Raw genomic sequence first — 23,792 nt, forward strand, 5'->3', positions numbered from 1 at the left:
GTTTTATGTGTACAACCTGCGGATGCGGTACCGGTCACACTCGCATTAACGGTCAATCGATTGAGCCGCAGCAAAATTCCGGTAAACCGCTGCGATTCCGCTCCATAGATCTTGGTGATCAGCATCATCCTACCGCACCGGCAACTGCCGAAAGCCCGAAAAAGATTGATTTTGGCGCCGGTATCGCGGGGATGCATGCACCGGGAATGAGTCAGGCGCGTATGGTTAAAATCGAACGCGATATTCTGGACAAAAATAATGAATACGCCACTGAAAACCGTCAATACTTTGCGAAGTGCGGGATTTTTGCACTGAATCTGGTTTCCAGCCCCGGTTCCGGAAAAACCAGCCTGCTGGTTAAAACTATTGAAGAGTTGCGGGATAAATTTCCAATCGCTGTGATTGAAGGCGACCAGCAAACCGATCACGATGCTGCGCGGATCCGTGCCACGGGTGTTCCGGCAATTCAAATCAATACCGGTAAAGGCTGTCATTTGGATGCGCACATGGTGATGCAAGCGATCCAGCAGTTATCGCTGCAAAATAACAGCTTGCTGTTCATTGAGAACGTCGGCAATTTGGTCTGCCCCTCCAGCTTCGATCTTGGCGAAGCGCACAAAATCGTGATCTTATCGGTTACCGAAGGCGAAGATAAACCGCTGAAATATCCCGATATGTTCCATGCCGCCGATCTGATGCTGCTGAATAAATGCGATCTATTGCCCTATCTGAGTTTCGATACCGGATTGGCCATTGACTACGCACATCGCGTTCATCCCGGACTGCCGGTGATTCAAATTTCGGCAACGCAAGGAAGCGGCATGGAAGCATGGTGCGAATGGATAGAAACCAATTGCCGCCGCGCGGCTATCGTACCCGGAACCCTTAACAACCATTCTACGCCGCTTGAATCAGTCTGAAGACATCGCTATTCCGCTCATGAATGCCGATCGCAGCGTTCTGGCATGTGGCGCCTGGCTGAAAAATACTGTTTGTCTGACGCACCGTAGCACCGCTTTCGTATCATCGCTAATCGGCGATCTAGGCACAGCCGAAGCCCGGGCGCAATTCGATAACACCGTGCAACGCATGCTCCGTATCAATCCCGAGCTGCCAGATGTGATAACACACGATCTTCACCCGGATTTTTACAGCACGCAGTTTGCACAGGCCTTTAGCGAGCAGCGGCAGATCCCTATTTTGCCGGTGCAGCACCATCATGCGCATATTGCCGCGATTTGCGCCGAGCATCAGGTGATCCGGCCAGTGCTCGGGTTAGCTTTAGATGGCGTGGGGCTTGGCACCGATAATCTGCCTTGGGGCGGTGAATTACTATGGGTCGATGGCGCGCAATTCGAGCGCTTCGGTCATCTCTCAACCTTGGCGCTGCCGGGCGGCGATCGTGCAGCGCTCGAACCATGGCGCATGGCAGCCGCCGCCCTTGCCCGGCTGAACCGGCACAATGAAATTATGTTGCGTTATGCCGGTCAACCCGCAGCCGCAACGGTTACATCCATGTTGCTGAAAAACTTCAATTGTTCTCAAACTTCGAGTATGGGCAGGTTATTCGATGCCGCAGCGGGTTTGCTTGGCATCAACTTGATTCAAACCCATGAAGCACAAGCAGCCGTTCAGCTACAACAACTTGCAGAGCGCTTTGGGCCGACTCCCCCCTTGACTCAGGGCTATCGACTCACTGCGGACAATGAATTGGATTTCTCGCCGACCCTTTCGGCATTGATCGATTGCCGTGATAACAAAGATGATGAAGCTTTTGCAGCCGCTCTTTTTCATGCCACCTTGGTCGATGGCTTGAGCGAGTGGGTAATGAAAGCGGCGGAACATTATCAAATTTCCAGCGTCGCGCTTGGCGGCGGCTGTTTTTATAATGCCGTGCTGCGGCAAGGTCTTGAACGGAAACTCTCCGTTGCCGGTCTTGAAGTGTTATTGCCGCAACGATTACCCCCTGACGATCGTGCGATCTCGTTGGGGCAAGCTTGGGTCGCGCTGCAAAGCAAAGGGTTATAATAACAGCTCAATCACATACGCAAAGGTTTTGAAATGAGCAACTACGTACAGCGCTTTCTGCTGGAAAATCTCGACATACGCGGCGCTATCGTTCATTTGGATTCGGTTTGGCAAGATATTTTATCGGGCCGCAACTATCCTGATCCTGTTACGCATTTACTGGGAGAAATGAGCGCCGTGACCCTGCTATTGAGTGAGAATCTCAAACAAACGGGCCGTTTGACCATTCAATTAACCGGTAATGGTCCGGTTTCGATGCTGGTTCTGGATTGCACGGAAAATTTACAGCTGCGGGGCATGGCAAAATGCGCTCGGCAAATTGAAACAGATTCAGTGCCCGAATTACTAGGACACGGACAACTGATTCTCACACTGGACATGCTATCGATGCGGGAAACGTATCAAAGTATCGTACCGCTTAACGGCGGCACCATCGCCGAAATCTTCGAGCATTATTTCAATCAATCCGAGCAATTACAAACCCGCATGTTTCTGATCGCCACCAACAACGCGATTTTCGGATTATTACTGCAAAAACTTCCTAACGCCGATTTGCTCGATCCAGACGGTTGGACCCGCGCTGAAGCCTTGGCCGCAACGATCCATGAATTTCAATTGTCCGATTTGCCTGTTGAGGAAATTTTGATACGCCTGTTTTATCAAGAGACCGTTCGAATCTTTGATGCCAGAAACGTGCAATATGGCTGCCAGGCCAATCCGGCTAAAATTTACGCAATGCTGCGCTCATTGGGGCGTAAGGAAGTCGATTCTATTTTGCAGGAATTCGGTGAAGTTGTGATTAACGACGACATTTGCAATCGCGAATACCGGCTGGACGCGCTGGCAATCGATGCGGTTTTTAAGGATGCCGGGCCTACGATTCATTAATCGGCGTACGTGGCTGATAAATCGTTTGTTTCTAAAATCCAGGCACACCAAAACCAGGACAAATGTACTATGCAATGCAGTCAACATTGCATGTTCTTGGAAATAAAACATTGTGTTAGTATCGCGCGTTGAGAAGCGATTAAAAATACCAACGTGGCAAAGCAAGAGAGATACCGGGTTCGCTTTTCAAACGATTGGGTCACTGCCGGTGTATCAAAACAAAAAAAACGGGCCAGGAGTTATTGAATTACATCGCTTATATTTATTGGATGTTTACGCAATACCTATCCCGGCAATTCCAAATTTTCGTAGCTTTAATTTTTATGAAAGTGGAGATTCACATGAATACAATTAATAAACTGATCGGCATTACCGCTTTGTCGGCACTGCTGCCTGCTACCGCAATGGCTGCTTCGGTGCCGCTCATCGATAACCAAGTTATCATCGATAATAATCCTTTCTACAGCATCGGCGCGGAAGATGGGTTAGGTGTCGGCAATTACGCGTTAAACCACCCCGGATTCATCGATATTCCTTACGCGATTTTCGACCTTGGTTCAACGTCTTCTGTAGGAAGCGCGGTGCTCACTTGGAATTTCAATTCATTATATGGCGGCTCCGGTCCGGCATTCATTTCGCTCTATGGCGGTAACGATGCGGACGGGATCATTTCCGTGAACGACCGTTTTAATGGCTCCTTCGTTGCTGTTAATAGCTTTGCGGGTGGAGAAACTTGGAGCCTGGACGTCACTGCGCTCGTCAATTCATCGCTGGGCAGCGGCCAGTATTTTGCAGCGCGCTTGGAAGCGACATTACCGCCCAGTATTTTATCCGGATATTACGGCGGTCAATTTTTTGCGCCTACATTAGAGATCTCCCCTGTTCCGGAGCCTGAAACCTACGCGATGTTGTTGGCCGGACTTGGCATACTCGGTTTCTCGCTACGCCGCAAAAAACAAGCTGTATAAGTTCTTTCCTTAAGTTTGTTATTCATAAACCCCGCCCTCACCGCCGGGGTTTATTTTTTGACGAGTAGTCTTTATTATCGTCAAAGGTTCGTGCCCTAACTTTCCAGAGCTATCGCAAAAACCTGCGGCATTTCACAATAACCGGAGTGTCATCATTCAATGAAAGCGCATCTTGTACCACCTGGCAGTCAACTGAATCTTGCGCAAATCGACCCCGACAGTACTGGCGATTACCCAAAAAACGGCAAAGATAAAGCCAAAGCGGTCACGAAGAAACTGGTAAAAAAACTGGGTGCGTTGCAAGAACGGCTATACGCCAATAACAACCGGGCATTGTTGATTGTGCTGCAAGGCATGGATACCAGCGGCAAGGACAGCACGATTAAGCATGTGATGTCCGGAGTCAATCCGCAAGGCTGCAAAGTCGTTACTTTCAAAACTCCTTCGGCGGAAGAACTCGGTCACGATTTTTTATGGCGCGTGCATCAGAAAGCGCCGGCCAAAGGTCAAATCGGCATTTTCAACCGTTCGCACTACGAAGACGTGCTGATCACCCGGGTGCATGGTTTAATCTCGGATAAGGTAGTCAAGCAACGTTTTAATCGAATCAACGAATTCGAAGAATTATTAACCGAGAACGGCACCACAATCCTGAAATTCTTTCTGCATATTTCCAAAGACGAGCAGAAAAAGCGCTTGGAAGAACGCGTCAACAACCCGGAGAAGCGCTGGAAATTCAATACCGGAGACTTGGAAGAGCGCAAATTCTGGAATCAATATATCCGTGCATTTGAAACCATGCTGGCTGCAACCAGCACCTCCCATGCACCCTGGCATATCGTCCCAGCCAACCGCAAGTGGTACCGCAATCTGGTCATCGCCGATCGCATTATCGATGCGCTCAAATGCATGAAGCTCACCACGCCGCCTCCGGTTAGCGATATTGACTTCGATACGCTGAAGATTGAGTAATGCCCCGATAGCGAACAGCGCGCACAACAGGAGAACAGCGATGGAAATCGAACTGAAGCTGGCCATCAATCCCGATCATCACGATCGTTTCCGGCGCCATCCGCTACTGCGCCGCATCAGCCATCAACAACGCACGCTGCATAGCGTCTACTTCGATACCCCTGGATTTGACTTATTCCGCCGCCGTATCGCTTTACGCTTACGCCGTGTTGAAGAACGCTGGATACAAACGCTGAAAGCCGAGACACGCTCTGTTGGTGCTTTGACCAGCCGTCCGGAATGGGAAATGACGGTGGCGGACGGCAACCAGCCGGATTTCACCGCATTGCCGGTGGAAGCATTGGAGCTGCTCGCCGGGATTGAGCACCGCCGGGTCGTTCCGGTATTTATCACGGAATTTCAGCGAATTACTTGGCTCGTTGGGAATGATGACGCGCAAGCCGAGGTAGCGCTCGATACCGGAAAAATAATCGCCGGAGAATCCAACCGGACGATCAGCGAAGTCGAAATTGAGCTTAAGTCAGGCGCAGCGGAATTTCTGTTCGAAACAGCGCAGCGATTACTGCGTCATGTCCCGCTGCAGATTGAACCGCGCAGCAAGGCTGAACGCGGCTATCTCTTATGTGGCGCAATGACTTCGTCGCCCGTCAAATTCAACCGCCCCGCCTTTGAAAAGAATCCGCTTGCCGGTGCTGTCTGGCATGCCACCATGCAAGCCGCACTGGTTCATCTGACGGCGAATGTGCCCGGCTTTCTGGAACAAGCGCATCACGCTGAATACTTGCACCAGGTGCGCGTTGCCGTCCGGCGGTTGCTGACCGCGGTCGCGGTGGGGAAGCCATTCCGCAAAACCGTCAGCGGATTTAATCAACCGCTGCGTCAACTGATGATCACCTCGAATCCGGCGCGTGATTGGGATGTTTTTCAGCACGAAATTCTGCCCATGATTCTGACAACACTCGAAACGCCGGATGGCGATTCCGGAGTGGATGAGATCGTCCTGGACAGGCTGTATCATGCGGCTGCGCAAGCTCGTCAGCGGGCGCAGGCAGTGCTATCGAAACCGGCATTTACACAACTCATACTCGGGCTCGGCCACAACCTGTTATCGCTCCCCGCCGATGATCAGCAACGCCAGGCAAAATCCTGGGCGCAGGCGGTTCTCGACGCTCGCTGGCAGAGATTACTCGAGCGCGGGCAAAATTTTGCAAAATTGAGTGACGCCGGACGCCACGAAACCCGGATAGCGGCTAAAAAACTCCGTTATGCCATCGACATTTTTGCTCCGGTCTATCCTCCTAAGCATACCGATCGTTTCATCAGCACATTATCCGCGCTGCAAGATGAGCTGGGAACAACGAATGATCGCGTGATTGCCCGGCAGCTATTGCAGAAGCTGCCGAAGCGAACCGCATCGATCAGCTTTGCACTCGGACAAATGTCCGGGGTATTGCAATGCCAGGCCAAGCAGACGGCCCGGGTATCCCATGAGATTTGGGAAGAATTGCTGGCGTCTAAATTATTCTGGCGTTAAATACAACCTTTGCTCGATCCCTGAATGCATGGATTGAGCGGTGCCGGCGTTATCCATGCGCATGCACCAGCCATATCGCATAACCAACGGCCAAAACCCAAGCGGCTCCGGCAATCGTCGCATGGCGGCGGTATTTCTTCGCCAGCACCGCTTGAGAATAAACTGAAATAATAAACGGACGATCGGAGCGATCCGGTTTGGCTATGATGTTCTCATCCGGTTCCAACGCCAATTGATCGTGCCGTTTCTGCGCTTCCAATAAGGCTTCCTCGCGCGCAGCTTCCCATTCGTCTTGGTCGATTTTGCCGTCCTTGTTGGTATCAAAGCGTTCACGTAATTGTTGTTGATTCTGTTTCCAGCCATTGATCAAATGAATCATCACATCGCGAACGCTTCGCTGCGAAGCAGCGGACCAGGTTTTGTATTGCCCAAGCACATACACCGGTTGTCCCGGCAAAATCAACGATTCCGTGTATCGATATTGATTAGCCATTGCATGGATGATTGATTGACTTTCGAATATCTGCGTTCGAGTGGGCCATTCGGTGTTTCCATACCACACTAATTTCTCGTGGCCATTCACTTCCGCATCGTTCGGATCGACCAGGCAAACCGCTGTTCCGTCAGTTAATTTAAATCGCTGATCGCTAATCGTTTTGTACACCACATTCCAGCGCGTCTGTGTACGGCCTTTCTCAGTATACGTTTCCTGTTGCTCAATTTGGCTTTGATACCAAAGACAAGGGTGATTCGACAGCGGCGCATAGATCGGTTGAGCGTCTATCGATAAGCCTTTTCCGACGAGTTCGATGTAACCTTGATGCGCGGAACGCAGTTTTGCGGTGGGCGTGTCTTCGATGAGACGGAAGCGCTTCCAGTTACGCGCAAAGTAATACAAACTCAGCAATGCGGCCATCAGCAATATGCCCAGCGTGAAATGGTATTCTTCCGGGGAAAGTTCCAATGCCGCCATTATCGCGCGGAGATCGTGGATCAACCGAACAACTTGCTGATATTGACGTCTTGCTTCTCGCTATCCGCGAATACCAGCAAATCCCTCGGTTTAAATTTAAACCAACTGGCTACGATAACGTCCGGAAACTGTTCAATTCGCACATTATTGATTTTAACCGCTTCGTTATAGTATTCTCGCCGGTCGGCAATACTATTTTCCAGTCCGGTGATGCGCGCTTGAAGATGTTGAAATTTTTCACTGGCTTTTAATTCAGGATAATCTTCCACCACGGCAAATAAATTACCCAATCCTGCGCGCAGCATATTTTCCGCAGAACCCAGCGCGTTGATGTTACCGGTTTCCCGTGCCGCGGCAACTTGTGAACGGGCTGAAATGACCTGCTTCAGGGTCTCTTGCTCAAACCCCATGTATTGTTTGCAGGTCTCGACAAGCTTCGGCAATTCGTCATGGCGCTGCTTTAACAGAATATCGATATTCGACCAGGCTTGGGATACCGAATGCTTGATATCGACCAGATTGTTATACAACATGACACCGTAAACAATAGCAACGACGACTGCCGCGAGCGTGGTATAAATGAGCATATCCAATGTCTTGTCTCCTGTTAAATACTTCCGGCCAATATAACTTAACCAGCCGCTGATGGCAGAGTCAAAAAGATAGGGCTAGTGGCTTTATTTCTCAAATTTAAAGAGTCGGAAATCACCCGTATATTGACGGCTGATATCGTGTTTATCTATGCTACCTTGAAATTCATCAGACAATTTTTCAGGAGATACCATTCATGGACGTGTCAATACCACATTCAAAACTGATCTTTAAGATGCTATTAATTTTTTCTTTTGTTTGTTTCGCAAATGGCTTCGCTCTAGCGGAACAAAGCAAGTCCGTCATCATTATGGTTGGCGCTGAAGGCCCAAGCGGCTGCGAATTGCTCGGTAAAGTCATTGGCTCTTCAAAAGAAGGAGAAGTTCAAGCAAACAATGTTCCGTATACTGAACGCTTGATGAAAGCAAGGAACAGTTTAGTCGATGTGACCCAGAAACTGGGCGGGGATACCGTACATATCGTTCGATCGAATAACTCCGGGAAATATGAAGTTCCCGGCGGAGAAAAAGAAATTATCCATATCGGCAATGCCTATCGATGCCAATAATTCAAGAAAATGTTGATAAATCGTCTGCGCAAGCATTCTTTGTGTTAGATAATGGCGGCAAGCAACAAGATCAGATTGATTTATCATGATAATTTCAGTAAGTTAACAGCCTTATTTAAAATACTCGCATGATAAGAATAATTAATCGCCAGTGATGAACACCAATATCCCTATTGCCAGAGATCTATTCCACAATAATTTCACCCCGGCCGATTATTTTGATCTGACGAAAGCCGAGCAGGCAAGCATTCTTCAGTTCCAGCAGGAAATTCTGCAGCTGGTGGTATTAGGCGATGATTGCAAAGAAGTTTGCAAAACCGTTTGTTTGTTGTTGGAGCGATTGCTGGATAATGCGGTTGCGACTGTCATGCTATTGGACAAGGAAAAACAATGTATGAATGTATTCGCGGCGCCGAGCGTTCCCGAAGCGTGCATCCTGCAACTGAATGGCTTGCGCCCGGGACCTGAAGCCGGATCATGCGGCAACGCGGTTTTCCGTCAGGAGCCGGTATATATCGAAAGTACGCTCGATGATCCGCGCTGGCAAAGCATCCGTCAATTAGCCATTGATTTTAATATTCTCTCATGCTGGTCGATGCCGGTACGAAGCAAAGGCGGCGAATGCATCGGATCTTTCGCGCTTTCCAGTTTCGAAAAGCGGTTGCCGAGCCCGTTTCATCGCAGACTGCTGGAAATTGGCTCATTCATCATCGGCATCGCACTTGAACAACAAAAAATCAATGAACAGTTAAATCTCTCCAGCAAAGTTTTCGAGAATAGCCCCGAAGCGATCATGATTGCCGATGCCGATAAGATGATCATCTCCATTAACCGGGCATTGAGTAAAACTACCGGTTACTCTCCGGAGGAAGTAATCGGAAAACCGGTATCGATCGTAACCTCGATCCGTCACGGCACAAAATTTTTCCAGAAAATCTGGTTGAGCGTGAAGCAGTTTAACCATTGGCAAGGCGAAGTATGGGGCAGGAATAAACGCGGTCTCGAATATCCGGCGTGGTTCAGCATTACGCCAGTGCTGGGTAAGGATAACGCCATCAACTATTATCTGATCAATTTCTCCGATATTACCGACAAAAAGAAATCGTATGAAATTATTTGGCGGCAAGCCAATTACGATTCCTTAACCGGGCTGCCGAATCGCAATATGTTTCACGATCGTTTGGATCACGAAATAAAAAATGCGGCGCGCAGCGGTATAAAATTAGCCGTGCTATTCATTGATCTGGATCGTTTCAAAGAAGTCAACGATTCATTCGGCCACAGCATCGGCGATGCGTTATTGGCCGAAGCCGCCAAACGGCTTAATCGCTGTGTGCGCGAAACCGATACCGTCGCGCGTTTGGGCGGCGATGAATTCACCATCATCCTGAACGGAATTAGCGATCAACGTTGTGCGGAAATGATTATTCAGATGATTCTGGTCGAGTTGGCCAAGCCTTTTCATCTGAATTCCAAGCAAGCCTACGTATCGGCTAGTATCGGCGTCACGTTTTTTCCGGATGACGCCAACGATGCCGAGTCATTGATGAAGAATGCCGATCAGGCCATGTATGCCGCTAAAAATAGCGGACGCAATTGCTGGAGCTGTTTCACATCCAATATGCGCACCGCGACTGAAATCCGCTCGCGAACCGCCTACGAACTTCGCCATGCGCTGCGATCCGAGCAATTCTTCTTGACCTATCAACCGATCGTGGAACTTGCAACCAGCCGGGTCTATAAAGCCGAAGCGCTTATCCGCTGGCAGCACCCGGAACACGGCATCATTTACCCCACGGAATTCATTACCATTGCGGAAGAAATCAATCTGATCACAGATATTGGCGATTGGGTATTTAAACAAGCGGCTACCCAGGTCTCGCACTGGCAAACAAATTACAACAAGGATTTTCAGATCAGTATCAACAAATCGCCCAAACAATTCATCAGCAAAATGAGCGATTGGGTCAATCATCTGAATGAGCACAAAATCAATGGCAAGAGCATTATTGTTGAAATAACCGAAAATTTATTGCTCGATGTGCATGAATTGGTGGTGAAACAATTACTCAACTACCGGGATGCCGGGGTGCAAGTCGCGATTGATGATTTTGGAACCGGTTATTCATCGCTCTCGTATTTAAAGAAATTTGATATCGATTACCTCAAAATCGACCAATCGTTCATCGCAAATCTGGATAGTGAATCGCACGACCGCATTTTATGCGAGGCGGTTATCACCATGGCGCACCGGCTTGGCATGAAAGTCGTTGCCGAAGGCGTGGAAACCGAGTTGCAGAAACAACTGTTACTTGAAATGGGATGTGATTACGGTCAAGGTTATTTTTTCAGCAAACCTTTGACAGTCGATAAATTTGAAACTTTTTTGCAAAGTAAAAGCTGTCAATAAACTTCGCAATTACTCCCGGATTAAACAATGGCACTGAATGACATTATTTACCCGCTGTAATTTCACTTTCTTCGTTATCGTTTTGCTCAACGACTGTGTCTACCCATTGCCTTGAACTTGTGATTCTCCGTGGTCTCGCCACGGGGTTATTTATTAAAAACAAATTGATAGTTAAAGAATCCATTGCCGCCATAACGCGCGGCGCTAAAAAGAAAAAACATTCCAAGCTACTTTGACTATCATGGCAATTGCAATAATAATCGCCAAAATCGCAAAACCTTGCTGTAGCCGTTGACCGGCAAAACGCGCGGCAAACATTCTACCCAGCAGCATGCCGGCAACCGTTCCAACGCAAAACGGAATGGCAACCGGCCATTGCAGGGTATGGATCAATATCGCCGAAACAACTCCAACGGAAGAAATCAGGGCGATAATCGCCAGCGATGTCGCCATGATGGATGGCATGTCGAGATTTGTGGCTTTCCTGAGCGCGGGCACCACGACAAAGCCGCCCCCCACTCCCAGCAAACCTGATAAAAATCCTGCCGTCGTACCTGACAGGACCAATGCTCTAAAGCATGGAAAATTCCAAGCCAAACGCCCGTCAATATCGTTGATCCGGCAAGGCGGCTCGGCAGAGGTTTTGACATCATCGTCATTGTCGAGCCGGTTGTGGCGGAACATGTGAATCGCAACATAAATCAATACGCCGGCGAATAACAAAATCAACGGCGTATTGGGCACATGTTGCGCGGCCCATAGTCCTGCCGGGGCAGCCAGCGCGCCCGTTAATGCAATCAAGCTGGCAGCGCGGTAACGGACTTTTCTTTGCCGGAATGCGATCACTGCGCCAATTCCGGCCGATAAACTCACAGCCAGCAATCCGATGGGAGCGGCTTCCGCAACGGTTAAATGTAAACTGAACATGAGCAACGGCACTGCGATAATGGTACCGCCCGCCCCTGTCAATGCCAGCACGATGCCCGTCAATAAACCCGGTAGTATGCTGATTAAATAGGTTTCCATAAGGTTTCTCAGCTGACGCCGGCTGATCGGGTGAGCCATTCACGGCCTTTCAGCATGCTGTTCCAGTACAACCAGGGAAACAATTTGGTTTTGAGCAACCAGGCGAATCGCCTAGGCACTACCGGATTCAGTGGGAAAGTCGGCATTAATTTACCGCCAAAACCAAATTCGGCCAAGATCACCTTGCCATTCTCCACCGTCAGCGGGCAAGCGCCGTAACCATCATAAACGTCCGGCAATTCCCGCCCTTCTCGCGCAGCCAGAATATTTTCCGCGACGATGACGACCTGCTTTCTGGCCGCCGCTGCGGTTTTGGCATTGGGAGAGGAACACGCATCGCCTAAAGAAAAAATATTCGCATAGCGCACGTGCTGCAACGTTTTAGGATTCACTTCGCAAAACCCGGCGGCATCGGCCAGCGGGCTTTGCCGGATAAAATCCGGCGCTGCCTGAGGCGGCGTCACGTGCAACATATCAAACGGTTTTTCCACACGCGTCACATTTCCCTCGCTATCCTTAACGTCGAAAAAAGCAATTTTTGCGGCACCGTCGACTTTCACCAGTGTGGAATTGAATACCAGATGCGCATGATAGCGTTTCACATATTCCATCAGCGGCGGCACGAAATCGGCGACACCAAACAGCACCGCACCTGCCGTATTGAATTCGACCTCGATATTATCCAGCACCCGGTTACGCAACCAGTAATCGCATGATAAATACATGGCTTTTTGCGGCGCGCCGGCGCATTTGATCGGCATCGGGGGCTGCGTGAATAGGGCTTTGCCGTTTTTGAGATTTTTTGTCAGCGACCAGGTATAAGGCGCTAACTCGAATTGATAATTGGAAGTTACGCCATTTTTACCGAGCGTTTCCGTCAAACCTTCGATCTTCTCCCAAGCCAAACGTATGCCGGGGCAAACAATCAAATGCCGGTAACCGATGAAACGGCCATCGGCCAGTTTAACCAGATTGTTGTCGGGATCGAATGCCGCTGCCGCCGCGTGTATCCACTCCGCTTCCGGGGGAATGACATCCGCCATGTTCCGCACCGTTTCCTTGATATCGTAAGCACCGCCACCCACCAATGTCCATGCTGGTTGATAATAATGCTTATCGCTCGGCTCGACGATGGCGATGCGAAGCGTGGAATGGCGATGCAAAAGGCTGGCTGCGACACCGATCCCCGCCGCGCCGCCGCCGATGACGACAATGTCAAATGCATTACCCCAGTTGCAAGCGGCTGCCGCCGCAGCCGATTGATCGCTTGGCAAGTGGGGAATATGAATCGTTTCCAGCGCCTCACCGGTCCAACTGCAAGCCGCCGTGACCGATTCATCTTCGCCTTCGGCAGTTTGCGTTTGCTTGCTCAATTCGTACAATTTCCGCGAACGATTACCGGAGTTGCAATACGCAAGGACGGGACCCGGCAATTCCGCGACCAGCCGGTTGAATGCTTCACTCTTTTCCAGGGAAACCGGTCCCATGGCGACCGGCAGATAGACAAATTTAATGCCGAGCGATTGCGCCGCTTTTTCCAATTCCGCACTGGCGGGTTGTGTGATTCCATCCTCGTAGTCCGGTCGGTTGCAGATAACCGATTGATAACCGGCTGCAGCAATTTCCACCAAGTCCTCAACCGTGATTTGACCGGTCACCGACAATTTCTCATCCAGTTCTTTAGTGATAATATTCATTTTTTTCCTCCAGAATGCGTCGATTCAGATCGTATCAACTCCCGATATTTCCAATACGGTTGTTTGTACAAAAACTGATTCATTGGCTGATTGTTATACTAAAAATTAGTCACTCATCTTTATTACTTGAAGGTAATGCAAGAAACAACAACCAATATCCCGAACCCACAACCCGATAAGCGCAAGCTTAATGATCTTCCCGCGCCAAAATTGCGCGATCCATTCGAATCAATCTATTGACAAAATAATATTACATAATAAAATATATCATTGCAATAGAATATTTAACTTTAAAAAGGAAATCAGCATGCGATCCAATATCAAAGCATTTTTTGATCCAGCCACATGGACTGTCAGTTATGTTGTGTACGATGAACCCAATGGACATTGCGCCATTATCGATCCCGTTCTTGATTATGATCCAAAATCGGGCAGAACCAAAACCGCATCGGCGGATAAATTGATGGCATTCATTAATGAACAGCGTTTGACAGTAAGCTGGATACTCGAGACACACGCACATGCCGATCATCTTACCGCAGCACACTATTTAAAGGAAAAGCTGGGCGGAAAAACCGCCATTGGCGGCCATATTCCCGAGGTACAGAAGGTCTTCAAGAAGCTATTCAACCTGGAAACCGGATTTGCAACGGACGGCAGTCAATTCGACCATCTTTTCGCAGACGGCGAGCTGTTGAGTGTCGGTAAGCTGAGCGCCAAAGCCATTGCCGCTCCGGGGCACACACCCGCCGACATGGCGTACCAATTCGACGATGCGATCTTCGTGGGCGATACACTTTTCATGCCGGATGTCGGTACCGCGCGCGCCGATTTCCCAGGGGGCGATGCCCGCCAGCTTTACCGATCCATTCGTAAAATACTTGATTTTCCGGCAGAAACAAGATTATTCATGTGCCATGACTATCCTCCCAAAGATCGTCCGGCTCAATGGCAAAGCACGGTCGCCGAAGAACGATTGCATAATATTCATGTACATGATGGCGTCACCGAAGATGAATTTCTTGTAATGCGCACCGCGCGAGACGCGACACTGGAAGCGCCGGTACTGCTGTTGCCTTCGATTCAATTAAATGTCCGGGCGGGTCGAATGCCGCCGCCGGAAGATAACGGGATTGTTTATTTCAAAATACCGGTCAATGTAATCGGACGGTGAAACGATTTAAGATCCGCGCTAAGCCGGTATCAGATAGACCGGTCGCTAAAAACGGACAAAGATCACTAAAAATGTAACTTATAATCTTTAATAAAGATAAACTGGGTATACTAAAAATATAGTCAATCATTCATTGGAAACAGGAAATCGAGTTTTAATCATTCTTTCTCTTGCTGCTAATTCGATCAAGAAATTTCCCATGATGTTGACTAGGGTGTGCTAACAATTAATTCCTGGAGGTTTCTATGAAAGTATTCTTATTTTTAGCATTGATAGTCAGTTCCTACAGTTATGCCCAAAGCGGACATAATCATGAAGGTGAAACGCAGAAAAAAGGCGATCAGCATGGCGATATGCACGGCGGCGATCATCACGGCATGGGTGGAATGATGATGCATGGCGGGCACCATAAACTCGACAAAGCCACGCTGAAACATTTTTTCGAACCGCTGCCAGCGTCGATCATCGATGAGAAGAAGCATGCCGCTTTAATCGCGCTCGGCAAAAAGCTGTATCTCGATCCCCGGCTTTCAATCAATGACACGATTTCTTGCAATTCCTGTCATCAATTGACTAACTTCGGCGTCGATAGCCAACCCACCTCGCCCGGGCATGACGGCACGCGCGGCGGCAGAAATTCACCGACCACCTTCAACGCCGCGCTGCATATCGCTCAATTCTGGGATGGCCGCGCCAAGGATGTCGAAGAACAGGCGCTTGGTCCGATTCTGAATCCGATCGAAATGGGTATGCCGAGCGAAGAAGCCGTCGTCAATAAGCTGAAAAAAATCGACGAATACAAAACCCTGTTTGCCGAAGCTTTCAAGGGTGAAAAAGATCCGATTCAATACAAAAATATCGGTAAAGCCATCGGTGCTTTCGAACGCACATTATTGACGCCTTCACGTTTCGACGACTATCTTAAAGGCGATGAGAAAGCCTTGAATGACGCTGAAAAACGCGGTTTACAAAAATTCATTCACATGGGGTGCGCCAATTGTCATAACGGTGTAGCCATCGGCGGTAATTCGTACAAAAAAATCGGCTTGGTCGAACCGTATGAAACCAAAGATCTCGGCAGATACGAAGTGACCGGCTTGGAAACGGACAAGAAGGTATTTAAAGTGCCGAGTCTGCGAAACATCGCTAAAACCGGCCCTTATTTCCACGACGGCTCCGTCGCCACGCTGGAACAAGCCATTGAGGAAATGGCAGAACATCAACTGGGCCGCGAAGTCGGCCCCGGATTTGTCGAAGATGTCAAAGCTTTCTTGGGTTCTTTAACCAGCAAAGCAAGTAAGTAACACTTAAATACAAACACCCCCGCAAAATTAACTGCGGGAGTGTTTCTTTTTCGGCTTCTCAACTCGCTTCTTGCGCAAAAAAGGTGTAAGAAATCGTTACCGTATCGATTCCGGCAGGCAATTGCGGATCGACAAAGAACTTAACCGGCAATTGTTTCACTTCATTCGGTTTGAGTGTTTGCATGGTAAAGCAGAAACATTCGATTTTTTTCAGATACTGATCCAGATTGCGCGGACTGTAGCTGGGTATTGCCTTCCCGGTAATCTCATGATCCGATTCATTCTTGATCTCGTACATCACTTCGACCAGTTCACCCGGATGTGTTTTCACTTTCGTCTGTAGCGGTTTAAATTTCCACAGCATGCCGCGGACATTAGTATCCAACTCGATCGCGATTATCCGCGACATATCGATTTCAGACATATTTTCGGCAACTATCGGTATGCGCTGATTGCTGATTCCGGTTACTTCACAAAACTTTTCATACATCGGAACGAGCGCATAACCGAAACCGAACATGAAAACTGTAAAAAACAACAACTTTTTGCGGATTGTTCCGTTGGCTTGGTTTACGTTTCCGTCCACTATTTCATGATCGCTTGTATTCATCACATTATTCCTCTCAAAAAATAATCTACGATCCATTCAATATCGATGAGTTAATCTCATTTTCCCTATGCCTGGGAATTCTTTTATCGTTGGCAACATCTTTTTTCCCGATCCGCCATTTTGAAAAAGTTTAGTGGCTATCGAAAAACCAAGAATCCGTAAACACGCCCATTTGATAAACCGGTAAGATCAAAGTTTCTCTCAAAAACAATTAAATTTAATTAAAACATTAAATGTTATTAATAATTATATAAAATGATTATTAACCAACCATATCGGCATTCATTGCCTTGAGGATCTGCCGGTGAATCAACACTATCTCCATGCGATGTTTCACCCGCAGTCGGTCGCCGTAATCGGCGCCAGCAATCGTGATGAGTCGGTTGGCGGTGTCGTATTTCGGAACATGCGATGTAACGGTTTTCAAGGCAAGCTCTATGCGGTAAATCCCAATCATGCTGAGATTCAAGGATACCAAGCCTTTGCCAGCGTCGAGCAGATACCCGGACCGGTAGACTTGGCGGTTATCATCACGCGCGCCGCCCTCGTGCCCGGTATCATTGAAGAATGCGGCAAGCGCGGCGTGCGCTTTGCCTTGGTATTATCAGCCGGGTTCCGCGAAACAGGAACGCAAGGCGCGTTACTGGAACGCGCTGTGATCGATAACGCGCACCGATACGGAATTCGATTGATCGGCCCCAATTGCCTCGGTATTCTGTGCCCGGCGTCCGGTTTAAACGCCACATTCAGCAATGGCAGCGTTCCAGCAGGCAATCTTGCGCTTATCTCGCAATCGGGCGCGTTTTGCACGTCGATCATGGATTGGGCAAAACCTAACGGGGTCGGTTTCTCTTGCATTGTCTCAATGGGCGCGGCTGCCAGCATGGATTTTGGAGAAATGCTCGATTACCTTGCAACCGACCGGCTAACTGACAGTATTCTGTTGTATATCGAAGGCATCCAAAATGCCCGCCGTTTCATGAGCGCTTTGCGCGCGACAGCCAGAATCAAACCCATATTCATCGTCAAAGCAGGACGGCATGCAGCCGGTTCGGCCGCGGCATTCTCCCATACCGGCGCATTGGTCGGCGCAGATGACGTGTTTGAAGCAGCCTTGCAACGCGCAGGCGTCGTACGAGTAGAAACCATCGTGCAACTGTTTTCCGCAGCCAAAGCGCTTGCGGCGCATTTCCGCCCCGGCGGCAACCGCCTGGCAATAGTCACCAACGGCGGCGGACCCGGCGTTATGGCCGCAGATCGGGTCGCGGATCTGGGCGTAGCCATTGCGACACTTGCCGATGAAACGCTGCAGCAACTCGACACCCAGTTACCGGATACATGGTCTCGCGGCAATCCGTTGGACATCATCGGCGACGCGACAGCCGAACGCTACCGTCACGCGATTAGCGGCTGCATGCAAGATGCCGGTGTTGATGGCGTGCTGGTGATTCTGACCCCTCAGGCAATGACAAACCCGCTTGAAGTGGCGAACACGGTCGTTGAGACTGCCGCGCAATTTAACAAACCGTTAATCGCTTGCTGGATGGGTGAAGTGCAAGTCACCGAAAGCCGGCAAGTATTCGATCGAGCAAAAATCCCTAATTTCCGTACGCCGGAACCCGCAGTGGAAGTGTTCTCATTTATTTCCGCTTACTATCAGAATCAGCAGTTGCTTTTGCAAACACCGGGACCACTTGCGCATCACAGCGAACCAGACGAAGAAGGCGCACGCTTATTGATCGAAAGCGCATTGGCCGAGCATCGCAAAATCCTGAGTGAGGTTGAATCCAAAGCCATTCTGGCAGCTTTCCGGATATCGATCGCCAAAGCGCTGGTTGCCCATTCGCCCAATGAAGCCCTAGTTATTGCCGAAGAACTCGGCTTTCCGGTCGTTATGAAAATCCACTCCCCGGATATTACGCATAAATCCGACACTGGCGGGATTCGCCTTAACGTCGGCAATGCGCAAGCCGTGCGATCGGCTTACCAAGAAATCCTCCAATCCGTGCAAAAGCACAGCCCTAATGCGCGCATCGAAGGGATTGTGGTGGAACCGATGATCATAAAACCTAATGGCCGGGAATTGATGGTGGGCGTCACCACTGACGCGGTTTTTGGACCGGTAATCACGTTTGGCGCCGGCGGTGTGCTGGTGGATGTGCTCGGCGACCGGGCAGTCGCCTTGCCGCCGTTGAATCGTTTCTTGACGAAAGACATGATACAGCGCACGCACATCGCCAAATTGCTCGGACAGTTCCGTCACATGCCGGCAATCGACATAGCTGCGCTGGAAAATATCCTGCTGCGGGTATCGGAAATGGTATGTGAATTACCTTGGATTAAAGAAATGGATATCAATCCACTGATCGTCGATGAACATGGCGCATGCGCGGTTGATGCCCGTATCATCGTCGATTATCTGCCGCCTTCAGCCGACCGCTATGCGCATATGGCCATTCATCCCTACCCTACGCACCTGATTACACACTGGCAATTAGCGGATGGCACCGATTTGATAATCCGCCCGATACGGCCGGAGGATGCTGAAATTGAACAGGATTTCGTGCGCGGGTTATCGGCGGAATCCAAATACTTCCGTTTTATGGATACCCTGCAGGAGCTTTCGCAGACCATGCTGGTGCGCTTTACCCAAATCGACTACGATCGTGAAATGGCGCTGATTGCAGTGCTGCAACAGGATAACCGGGAAAAAGAACTCGGCGTGTGCCGTTATATCGCCAGCGCCGATGGTCAATCATGCGAGTTCGCATTAGTGGTTGCTGACGAGTGGCAGAATAAAGGGATCGGCAACAAGCTCATGAGCTGCTTGTTCGATGCCGCTCGTGCTAAAGGAATCCGTATTATGGAAGGCGAAGTGCTGGAAGCGAATCACGCCATGTTAGAACTGGTCCGCCGGTTAGGCTTTGCAAGAACCGTCAGCGCCGAGGATGTATCGATCATGCGCGTTGTCAAGCAACTTTGAAAAAATTAAACTACCGCACTTTGACTGGGGAAGCGCTGATTAATTAACTGCACGAGCGAATTGCTTCGTTGCGCGGTACTCACTCCCTCGCCTATCAAATTGATATGTCTCGGTGTTGCGTTCCGTGCGCCTCGCCCTTCATCACGTTCGTTGAATTAATCAGCGCTTCCCTAGCGGTTGTACATCAATACACGAGATTCTCTTTGATAGATTTTCAAAATTCCGGCTATACTGATTCAGAATAACTGTGCACTCAAGCAAATAAAGGACTGCAGCCATGAAAATACTGACAATATCGCTGGTTGGATTAATTTTTCTGAGCCTATCCGCGTGCTCCACTACAGGTCCGGTCATCTATCCCAATTCGCATTTTCTATCGGTCGGCAAACAAGTAGCAGAACAGGATATTGAAGCATGCAGAGAATTAGCGGAATCATCCGGCGCCAAGGAAGGTGCTGGACAACTGGGTAATGTTGCAACCGGCACCGCCATGGGGGCTGGTGTGGGTGCCGCCAGCGGTGCCGTAGGTGGCGCGATTTACGGAGCAGCGGGACAAGGTTCGTTGATCGGCGCAGCCAGTGGCGCCACGGCCGGATTCCTCCGCAGCTTATTATTTTCTTCAAGATCGTCAAAACCCAATTCCGCATACATCAACTTTGTATCGCGTTGCTTACAGGAAAAGGGATATGAAGTAACCGGCTGGCAGTAACGGAAACACTGAGAGTTCTTACACTTTAGTACTTAAAAACTTTCGAACCGTTCAACAGCAATCCGCTGGGTTGCGGACAAACAAATTCCCGTCCCAGAATCGTCTTGTATGCGAAGGTCGCCCGCCGTTGCCAAAACGGCAATGACGGACGGTCATCATAACCGGGTTCCGGTTCATGATCCGCTTCAGTGAATCCGCTCAAAACATTGCGGTAATAGTCCGCCCTTCGTTTAAATTTCACATGAATGCCATCTGCGCCAAACCAGCAGGCTTGCTGTTCAACCAACGTGAATCGATAACGCGCCGCCATCTCAACCAATCCGGCATGGATCGTCCGCACGCGAGCGATGGCCTCATTTCTGGATAACCGGCAGCATGGGTAAAAAAGATTGCGAAAGAAAGTGAAACGTTTCTCCGTCAGGTTCTCGATCGACGCCATCGGCAAGCCGGTCATGACAATCTGCGCGGAAAGGCGCTGCAATTGCTTAACGCACCATTCCAGCGCCAGCAAAATTCTCTCAGGCGGCAATTCGTACATAATATCGTTGCCGATATCGGTCAACAACGCATATACCGGTTGTTTTTGTTCATCTGAAGTATCCAGTTGCCGCCACAACCCGCAATCCGCTATACCCGGCAAGCCGCGCAACAACATTTCGCTGTAGCAACCGTACGCCCGGCCATGTCCGATTGCCGTGAAAATTTCACCGGGTTCACCCAATCGCCGCTGCAGAATTTGAATAACCAGACGCAACGACAGCGTCAGATTACTGGCGCCGAGCAGAATGATCCGGTTCCTCTGCATGGTCATGGTTATTAGCTCGCTAGAAATTATTGTTCAAATTGGAAAACGACGGCATAGGGCAAAGTCAGGACAAAGAGACTACGGAATCAGGCATGATAGGCTATTGTATTGAAAAGGATAAATCAGTAATTTACCACTCGTCGGCAAAATAAATGTTTGCACGGCAAGTTCAGAAAATTTTTCTGACCGGTTGCGATGTACTCATCCAATAACAAGTCTGAAATTAGTTATAAAAACAATAATTATTGTCAGTAATTTATCTAACAAACGGCAAATCACTCCTAGTAATGCCGTTTGTTTTTTCTCCGCTCCGTGAGCGATGCCGCCCGGCACAAACTTGCGGCACGGTTTCAGTTCTTCTAATTACAAATCATAGTGTAGACCTCATGCGGCAAAGTGGAATGATACACTTGCTGTCATGTTGTCGAAATCAATAACCGATCATCAAAATTCCGATTGCAATTCTCCGGAAAACCAGTCGATTATGTCCCGGCTGCCGTTCATCGGCTTGATGGTGTTATCACCCGCCGCTGCCGCGCACGATCAAACTGGGGGAATTTCCGCGATACTAAGCCCGGTCACCATCACTGCTACCCGCAGCGAGCGTACACCTGAGCAAATTCCGAACAGCATCACGCAAATCAAGCGCGACACGCAACATAGCTATCAGCCCGGCGCAACACTGGATGAGTTTGCGCGCGGCACGCCAGGGGTATTTTTTCAGAATCAATTCAATTTCACCCAGGATTTAAAGATCTCGGTTCGCGGCTTCGGCGCACGCTCACCGTTCGGCGTGCGCGGCATTCAAATGCGTGTCGACGGCATTCCGGCCACCTTGCCGGACGGCCAAACGCAACTGGACTCAATTGATCCGTCGTTGATCGAGCGCATGGACATTGTACGCGGCCCATCGGCGGCGCTCTACGGTAATGCCTCCGGCGGGTTGATCGACATCACCACGCGAGAAACGCCGAACGAGAAATTCGTCATCATGCCGCGCCAGGTATTCGGAGAGTACGGTTATACGAAATCCGAGCTATTCATGGGCGGACGGCAAGGCGGCTTCGGCTATAGTCTCTACGGTTCGCATCTGCAGCAACACGGCTGGCGCGATCATAGCGCGATGCAAAATACCTTTTCACAAGCCAAATTGAATTTTCAAACCAGTGCGAATTCCGATTTGATGCTGGTATTCCGCGAATTTTACTCACCGCTGTCGAAAGACCCGGGCGGACTGACTTATGCGGAAATGCAGGCGAATCCACGGCAAGCATCGCCCCGTAACGTGCAATACAACGCCGGCGAGGAAATCCGTCAGGAAGAAATGGGCGTCCGCTTCCGCCAGCGCCCTGCCGCCGGCAAGGAATTCACCGTCACCGCGCACATGCTGCACCGAGATTTTCAAAGCCGGCAACCGTTTTTCGACGGCGGGCAAGTGCAGTTCGACCGCTTGGTCGGCGGATTGATGGCGCAATTTGTCAACGATCATCAATTGTTCAACCGCCCCAACCGTTTTTTGATCGGCGCCGATTACGGCGTTCAGAATGACGATCGGCAGCGCTTCAATAACAATTTCGGCAAGCGCGATGCGTTAAATCTGAGTCAGATCGAACGCGTGCACAGCATCGGGCCGTTTATCCGCAATGAATGGAACATCGTGGACAAATTGGATCTGGTGATTGGCGGGCGCTGGGATTGGTTGCGTTATCAGGTCAAGGATCAATTCCGGAACGACGGCAATGAATCCGGTTCGCGCACGGTTTCGCAAGGCAGCGGCTCCGCCGGATTGGTGTATCACGTCTCGGACCGGCAGCAATTGTACGCACACACCGCAACCGTATTCGAAGCGCCAACCACCACCGAATTGCTCAATAATCCGGCAGGCCGGGGTGGATTCAATCCCAATCTGAATCCACAGACTTCGCTCAGCAACGAACTCGGCTTTCGCGGAAATACCGCCGGATTCCAATACGACACCGCGGTATTTTTCATTAAAACCTGGGATGAAATTACGCCCTTTGAACTGCCGTCCTCGCCGGGCCGGGCGTTTTTCCGCAACGCCGGCCAATCGCGCCGCATCGGCGTCGAAACGCGGCTGGCAACGCCGGAATGGAAAGGTTTGCGCGGCGAAGTCAGTTATACCTTCTCCGATTTTGAATTTGAAAAATATACCGTCAACAACGCCGACCTGAAAGGCAATACTTTTCCGGGCATTCCGCGGCACCGCTGGGAAGGATTGCTGCGCTATTCGCACCCGCTCGGTTTTTTCGGGCAACTGCACGTGCACCGCGTCGGCCAGTTTTATGTCAATGATGTCAATACCGCCACCAATCCGGCGTATATCCTCGGGCAACTGCTGGCGGGATGGGAATTGCGGCGCAACAACTTTGAAAGTTCGATCTTTTTCGGCGTCAACAACCTATTCGATGCCGACTACAACGCTAATACCCGCATCAATGCGGCACTTGGCCGCTACTACGAACCCGGCCCGCCGCTCAATCTGTTCGGCGGCATGCGGGTGCGGATTGTGGTGTTTTGATCGGCTTTATTAG

Annotated in this window: 19 protein-coding genes; 13 read left to right on the forward strand and 6 right to left on the reverse strand. The window is 49.8% G+C overall.

The features are described 5' to 3' along the window. The first annotated feature begins 5 nt into the window (after window positions 1-5). The 6 genes from hypB to RBH92_RS07960 all read left to right on the forward strand — a co-directional run bounded on the left by hypB (window position 6) and on the right by RBH92_RS07960 (window position 6,390). Window positions 6-920, forward strand: coding sequence for a hydrogenase nickel incorporation protein HypB (hypB, locus tag RBH92_RS07935; protein WP_307931574.1), 915 nt, complete (start codon window positions 6-8; stop codon window positions 918-920). Further along, window positions 907-2,028 carry a Kae1-like domain-containing protein gene (locus RBH92_RS07940; RefSeq protein ID WP_307931575.1) on the forward strand — a complete coding sequence of 374 codons (1,122 nt, stop codon included), beginning with the start codon at window positions 907-909 and terminating at the stop codon, window positions 2,026-2,028. Before hypB ends, RBH92_RS07940 begins: the two co-directional genes overlap by 14 nt. A gap of 33 nt (window positions 2,029-2,061) precedes the next feature. Next, window positions 2,062-2,916, forward strand: coding sequence for an Hsp33 family molecular chaperone HslO (gene hslO, locus RBH92_RS07945; RefSeq protein WP_307931576.1), 855 nt, complete (start codon window positions 2,062-2,064; stop codon window positions 2,914-2,916). Window positions 2,917-3,257: 341 nt separating this feature from the next. Beyond that, window positions 3,258-3,884: a PEP-CTERM sorting domain-containing protein gene (locus RBH92_RS07950; protein WP_307931577.1), complete on the forward strand. Its 627-nt coding sequence runs from the start codon at window positions 3,258-3,260 to the stop codon at window positions 3,882-3,884. A gap of 159 nt (window positions 3,885-4,043) precedes the next feature. Beyond that, entirely contained in the window at window positions 4,044-4,856 is an 813-nt protein-coding gene (locus RBH92_RS07955) for a polyphosphate kinase 2 family protein (RefSeq protein WP_307931578.1), read from the forward strand. 40 nt (window positions 4,857-4,896) lie between these two features. Then, the gene (locus tag RBH92_RS07960; RefSeq protein WP_307931579.1) at window positions 4,897-6,390 is read left to right on the forward strand and encodes a CYTH and CHAD domain-containing protein; all 1,494 of its coding nucleotides are present in this window, start codon (window positions 4,897-4,899) and stop codon (window positions 6,388-6,390) included. A 49-nt stretch (window positions 6,391-6,439) separates the two neighbouring features. On the opposite strand, the gene RBH92_RS07965 is transcribed toward RBH92_RS07960, so the two are convergent. Together RBH92_RS07965 and RBH92_RS07970 are read right to left on the reverse strand one after the other, a co-directional pair. Further along, complete coding sequence (locus tag RBH92_RS07965) at window positions 6,440-7,387, reverse strand: GIDE domain-containing protein (RefSeq protein ID WP_307931580.1); 948 nt, start codon at window positions 7,385-7,387, stop codon at window positions 6,440-6,442. Beyond that, window positions 7,384-7,950: a LemA family protein gene (locus tag RBH92_RS07970; RefSeq protein WP_307933946.1), complete on the reverse strand. Its 567-nt coding sequence runs from the start codon at window positions 7,948-7,950 to the stop codon at window positions 7,384-7,386. The genes RBH92_RS07965 and RBH92_RS07970 overlap by 4 nt, the downstream gene beginning before the upstream one ends. Window positions 7,951-8,150: 200 nt before the next feature. On the opposite strand from RBH92_RS07970, the gene RBH92_RS07975 reads away from it, so the two are divergent. Further along, the gene (locus tag RBH92_RS07975; RefSeq protein WP_307931581.1) at window positions 8,151-8,522 is read left to right on the forward strand and encodes a DUF4156 domain-containing protein; all 372 of its coding nucleotides are present in this window, start codon (window positions 8,151-8,153) and stop codon (window positions 8,520-8,522) included. Between the two features lie 154 nt (window positions 8,523-8,676). After that, window positions 8,677-10,932: a bifunctional diguanylate cyclase/phosphodiesterase gene (locus RBH92_RS07980; protein WP_307931582.1), complete on the forward strand. Its 2,256-nt coding sequence runs from the start codon at window positions 8,677-8,679 to the stop codon at window positions 10,930-10,932. 204 nt (window positions 10,933-11,136) lie between these two features. Here RBH92_RS07980 and RBH92_RS07985 read toward each other — a convergent pair whose 3' ends face one another. Further along, window positions 11,137-11,958 carry a sulfite exporter TauE/SafE family protein gene (locus RBH92_RS07985; RefSeq protein ID WP_307931583.1) on the reverse strand — a complete coding sequence of 274 codons (822 nt, stop codon included), beginning with the start codon at window positions 11,956-11,958 and terminating at the stop codon, window positions 11,137-11,139. Between the two features lie 8 nt (window positions 11,959-11,966). Next, a complete protein-coding gene (locus RBH92_RS07990; protein WP_307931584.1) occupies window positions 11,967-13,655 on the reverse strand; it encodes a bifunctional protein tyrosine phosphatase family protein/NAD(P)/FAD-dependent oxidoreductase in 1,689 nt (562 codons plus the stop codon). A 307-nt stretch (window positions 13,656-13,962) separates the two neighbouring features. Between RBH92_RS07990 and RBH92_RS07995 the strand changes: the two genes are divergently transcribed. Both RBH92_RS07995 and RBH92_RS08000 read left to right on the forward strand, forming a co-directional pair. Beyond that, window positions 13,963-14,829, forward strand: coding sequence for an MBL fold metallo-hydrolase (locus RBH92_RS07995; RefSeq protein ID WP_307931585.1), 867 nt, complete (start codon window positions 13,963-13,965; stop codon window positions 14,827-14,829). A gap of 245 nt (window positions 14,830-15,074) precedes the next feature. After that, window positions 15,075-16,133 (forward strand): cytochrome-c peroxidase, encoded by a 1,059-nt coding sequence (locus tag RBH92_RS08000; protein ID WP_307931586.1) that lies wholly within the window; start codon window positions 15,075-15,077, stop codon window positions 16,131-16,133. A 58-nt stretch (window positions 16,134-16,191) separates the two neighbouring features. On the opposite strand, the gene RBH92_RS08005 is transcribed toward RBH92_RS08000, so the two are convergent. Continuing rightward, window positions 16,192-16,743, reverse strand: coding sequence for a cytochrome c oxidase assembly protein (locus RBH92_RS08005; RefSeq protein ID WP_307931587.1), 552 nt, complete (start codon window positions 16,741-16,743; stop codon window positions 16,192-16,194). A gap of 304 nt (window positions 16,744-17,047) precedes the next feature. On the opposite strand from RBH92_RS08005, the gene RBH92_RS08010 reads away from it, so the two are divergent. Together RBH92_RS08010 and RBH92_RS08015 are read left to right on the forward strand one after the other, a co-directional pair. Then, window positions 17,048-19,726, forward strand: coding sequence for a bifunctional acetate--CoA ligase family protein/GNAT family N-acetyltransferase (locus RBH92_RS08010; protein ID WP_307931588.1), 2,679 nt, complete (start codon window positions 17,048-17,050; stop codon window positions 19,724-19,726). Window positions 19,727-20,003: 277 nt separating this feature from the next. Further along, entirely contained in the window at window positions 20,004-20,435 is a 432-nt protein-coding gene (locus tag RBH92_RS08015) for a glycine zipper family protein (RefSeq protein WP_307931589.1), read from the forward strand. Window positions 20,436-20,460: 25 nt separating this feature from the next. Here RBH92_RS08015 and RBH92_RS08020 read toward each other — a convergent pair whose 3' ends face one another. Continuing rightward, the gene (locus RBH92_RS08020) at window positions 20,461-21,246 is read right to left on the reverse strand and encodes a hypothetical protein (protein ID WP_307931590.1); all 786 of its coding nucleotides are present in this window, start codon (window positions 21,244-21,246) and stop codon (window positions 20,461-20,463) included. A 412-nt stretch (window positions 21,247-21,658) separates the two neighbouring features. Between RBH92_RS08020 and RBH92_RS08025 the strand changes: the two genes are divergently transcribed. Further along, window positions 21,659-23,779, forward strand: coding sequence for a TonB-dependent receptor family protein (locus RBH92_RS08025; protein ID WP_307931591.1), 2,121 nt, complete (start codon window positions 21,659-21,661; stop codon window positions 23,777-23,779). Window positions 23,780-23,792 lie beyond the last annotated feature (13 nt).

Origin of the sequence: Nitrosomonas sp. sh817 (assembly GCF_030908545.1) — a bacterium.
Classification (GTDB): domain Bacteria; phylum Pseudomonadota; class Gammaproteobacteria; order Burkholderiales; family Nitrosomonadaceae; genus Nitrosomonas.

Coding starts and splice junctions, on each gene's coding strand:
- hypB (WP_307931574.1), top strand. CDS start 6: ATGTGTACAACCTGCGGATGCGGTACCGGTCACACTCGCATTAACGGT.
- hslO (WP_307931576.1), top strand. CDS start 2,062: ATGAGCAACTACGTACAGCGCTTTCTGCTGGAAAATCTCGACATACGC.
- RBH92_RS07950 (WP_307931577.1), top strand. CDS start 3,258: ATGAATACAATTAATAAACTGATCGGCATTACCGCTTTGTCGGCACTG.
- RBH92_RS07955 (WP_307931578.1), top strand. CDS start 4,044: ATGAAAGCGCATCTTGTACCACCTGGCAGTCAACTGAATCTTGCGCAA.
- RBH92_RS07960 (WP_307931579.1), top strand. CDS start 4,897: ATGGAAATCGAACTGAAGCTGGCCATCAATCCCGATCATCACGATCGT.
- RBH92_RS07970 (WP_307933946.1), bottom strand. CDS start 7,950: ATGCTCATTTATACCACGCTCGCGGCAGTCGTCGTTGCTATTGTTTAC.
- RBH92_RS07975 (WP_307931581.1), top strand. CDS start 8,151: ATGGACGTGTCAATACCACATTCAAAACTGATCTTTAAGATGCTATTA.
- RBH92_RS07980 (WP_307931582.1), top strand. CDS start 8,677: ATGAACACCAATATCCCTATTGCCAGAGATCTATTCCACAATAATTTC.
- RBH92_RS07985 (WP_307931583.1), bottom strand. CDS start 11,958: ATGGAAACCTATTTAATCAGCATACTACCGGGTTTATTGACGGGCATC.
- RBH92_RS07990 (WP_307931584.1), bottom strand. CDS start 13,655: ATGAATATTATCACTAAAGAACTGGATGAGAAATTGTCGGTGACCGGT.
- RBH92_RS07995 (WP_307931585.1), top strand. CDS start 13,963: ATGCGATCCAATATCAAAGCATTTTTTGATCCAGCCACATGGACTGTC.
- RBH92_RS08000 (WP_307931586.1), top strand. CDS start 15,075: ATGAAAGTATTCTTATTTTTAGCATTGATAGTCAGTTCCTACAGTTAT.
- RBH92_RS08005 (WP_307931587.1), bottom strand. CDS start 16,743: ATGAATACAAGCGATCATGAAATAGTGGACGGAAACGTAAACCAAGCC.
- RBH92_RS08015 (WP_307931589.1), top strand. CDS start 20,004: ATGAAAATACTGACAATATCGCTGGTTGGATTAATTTTTCTGAGCCTA.
- RBH92_RS08020 (WP_307931590.1), bottom strand. CDS start 21,246: ATGACCATGCAGAGGAACCGGATCATTCTGCTCGGCGCCAGTAATCTG.
- RBH92_RS08025 (WP_307931591.1), top strand. CDS start 21,659: ATGTTGTCGAAATCAATAACCGATCATCAAAATTCCGATTGCAATTCT.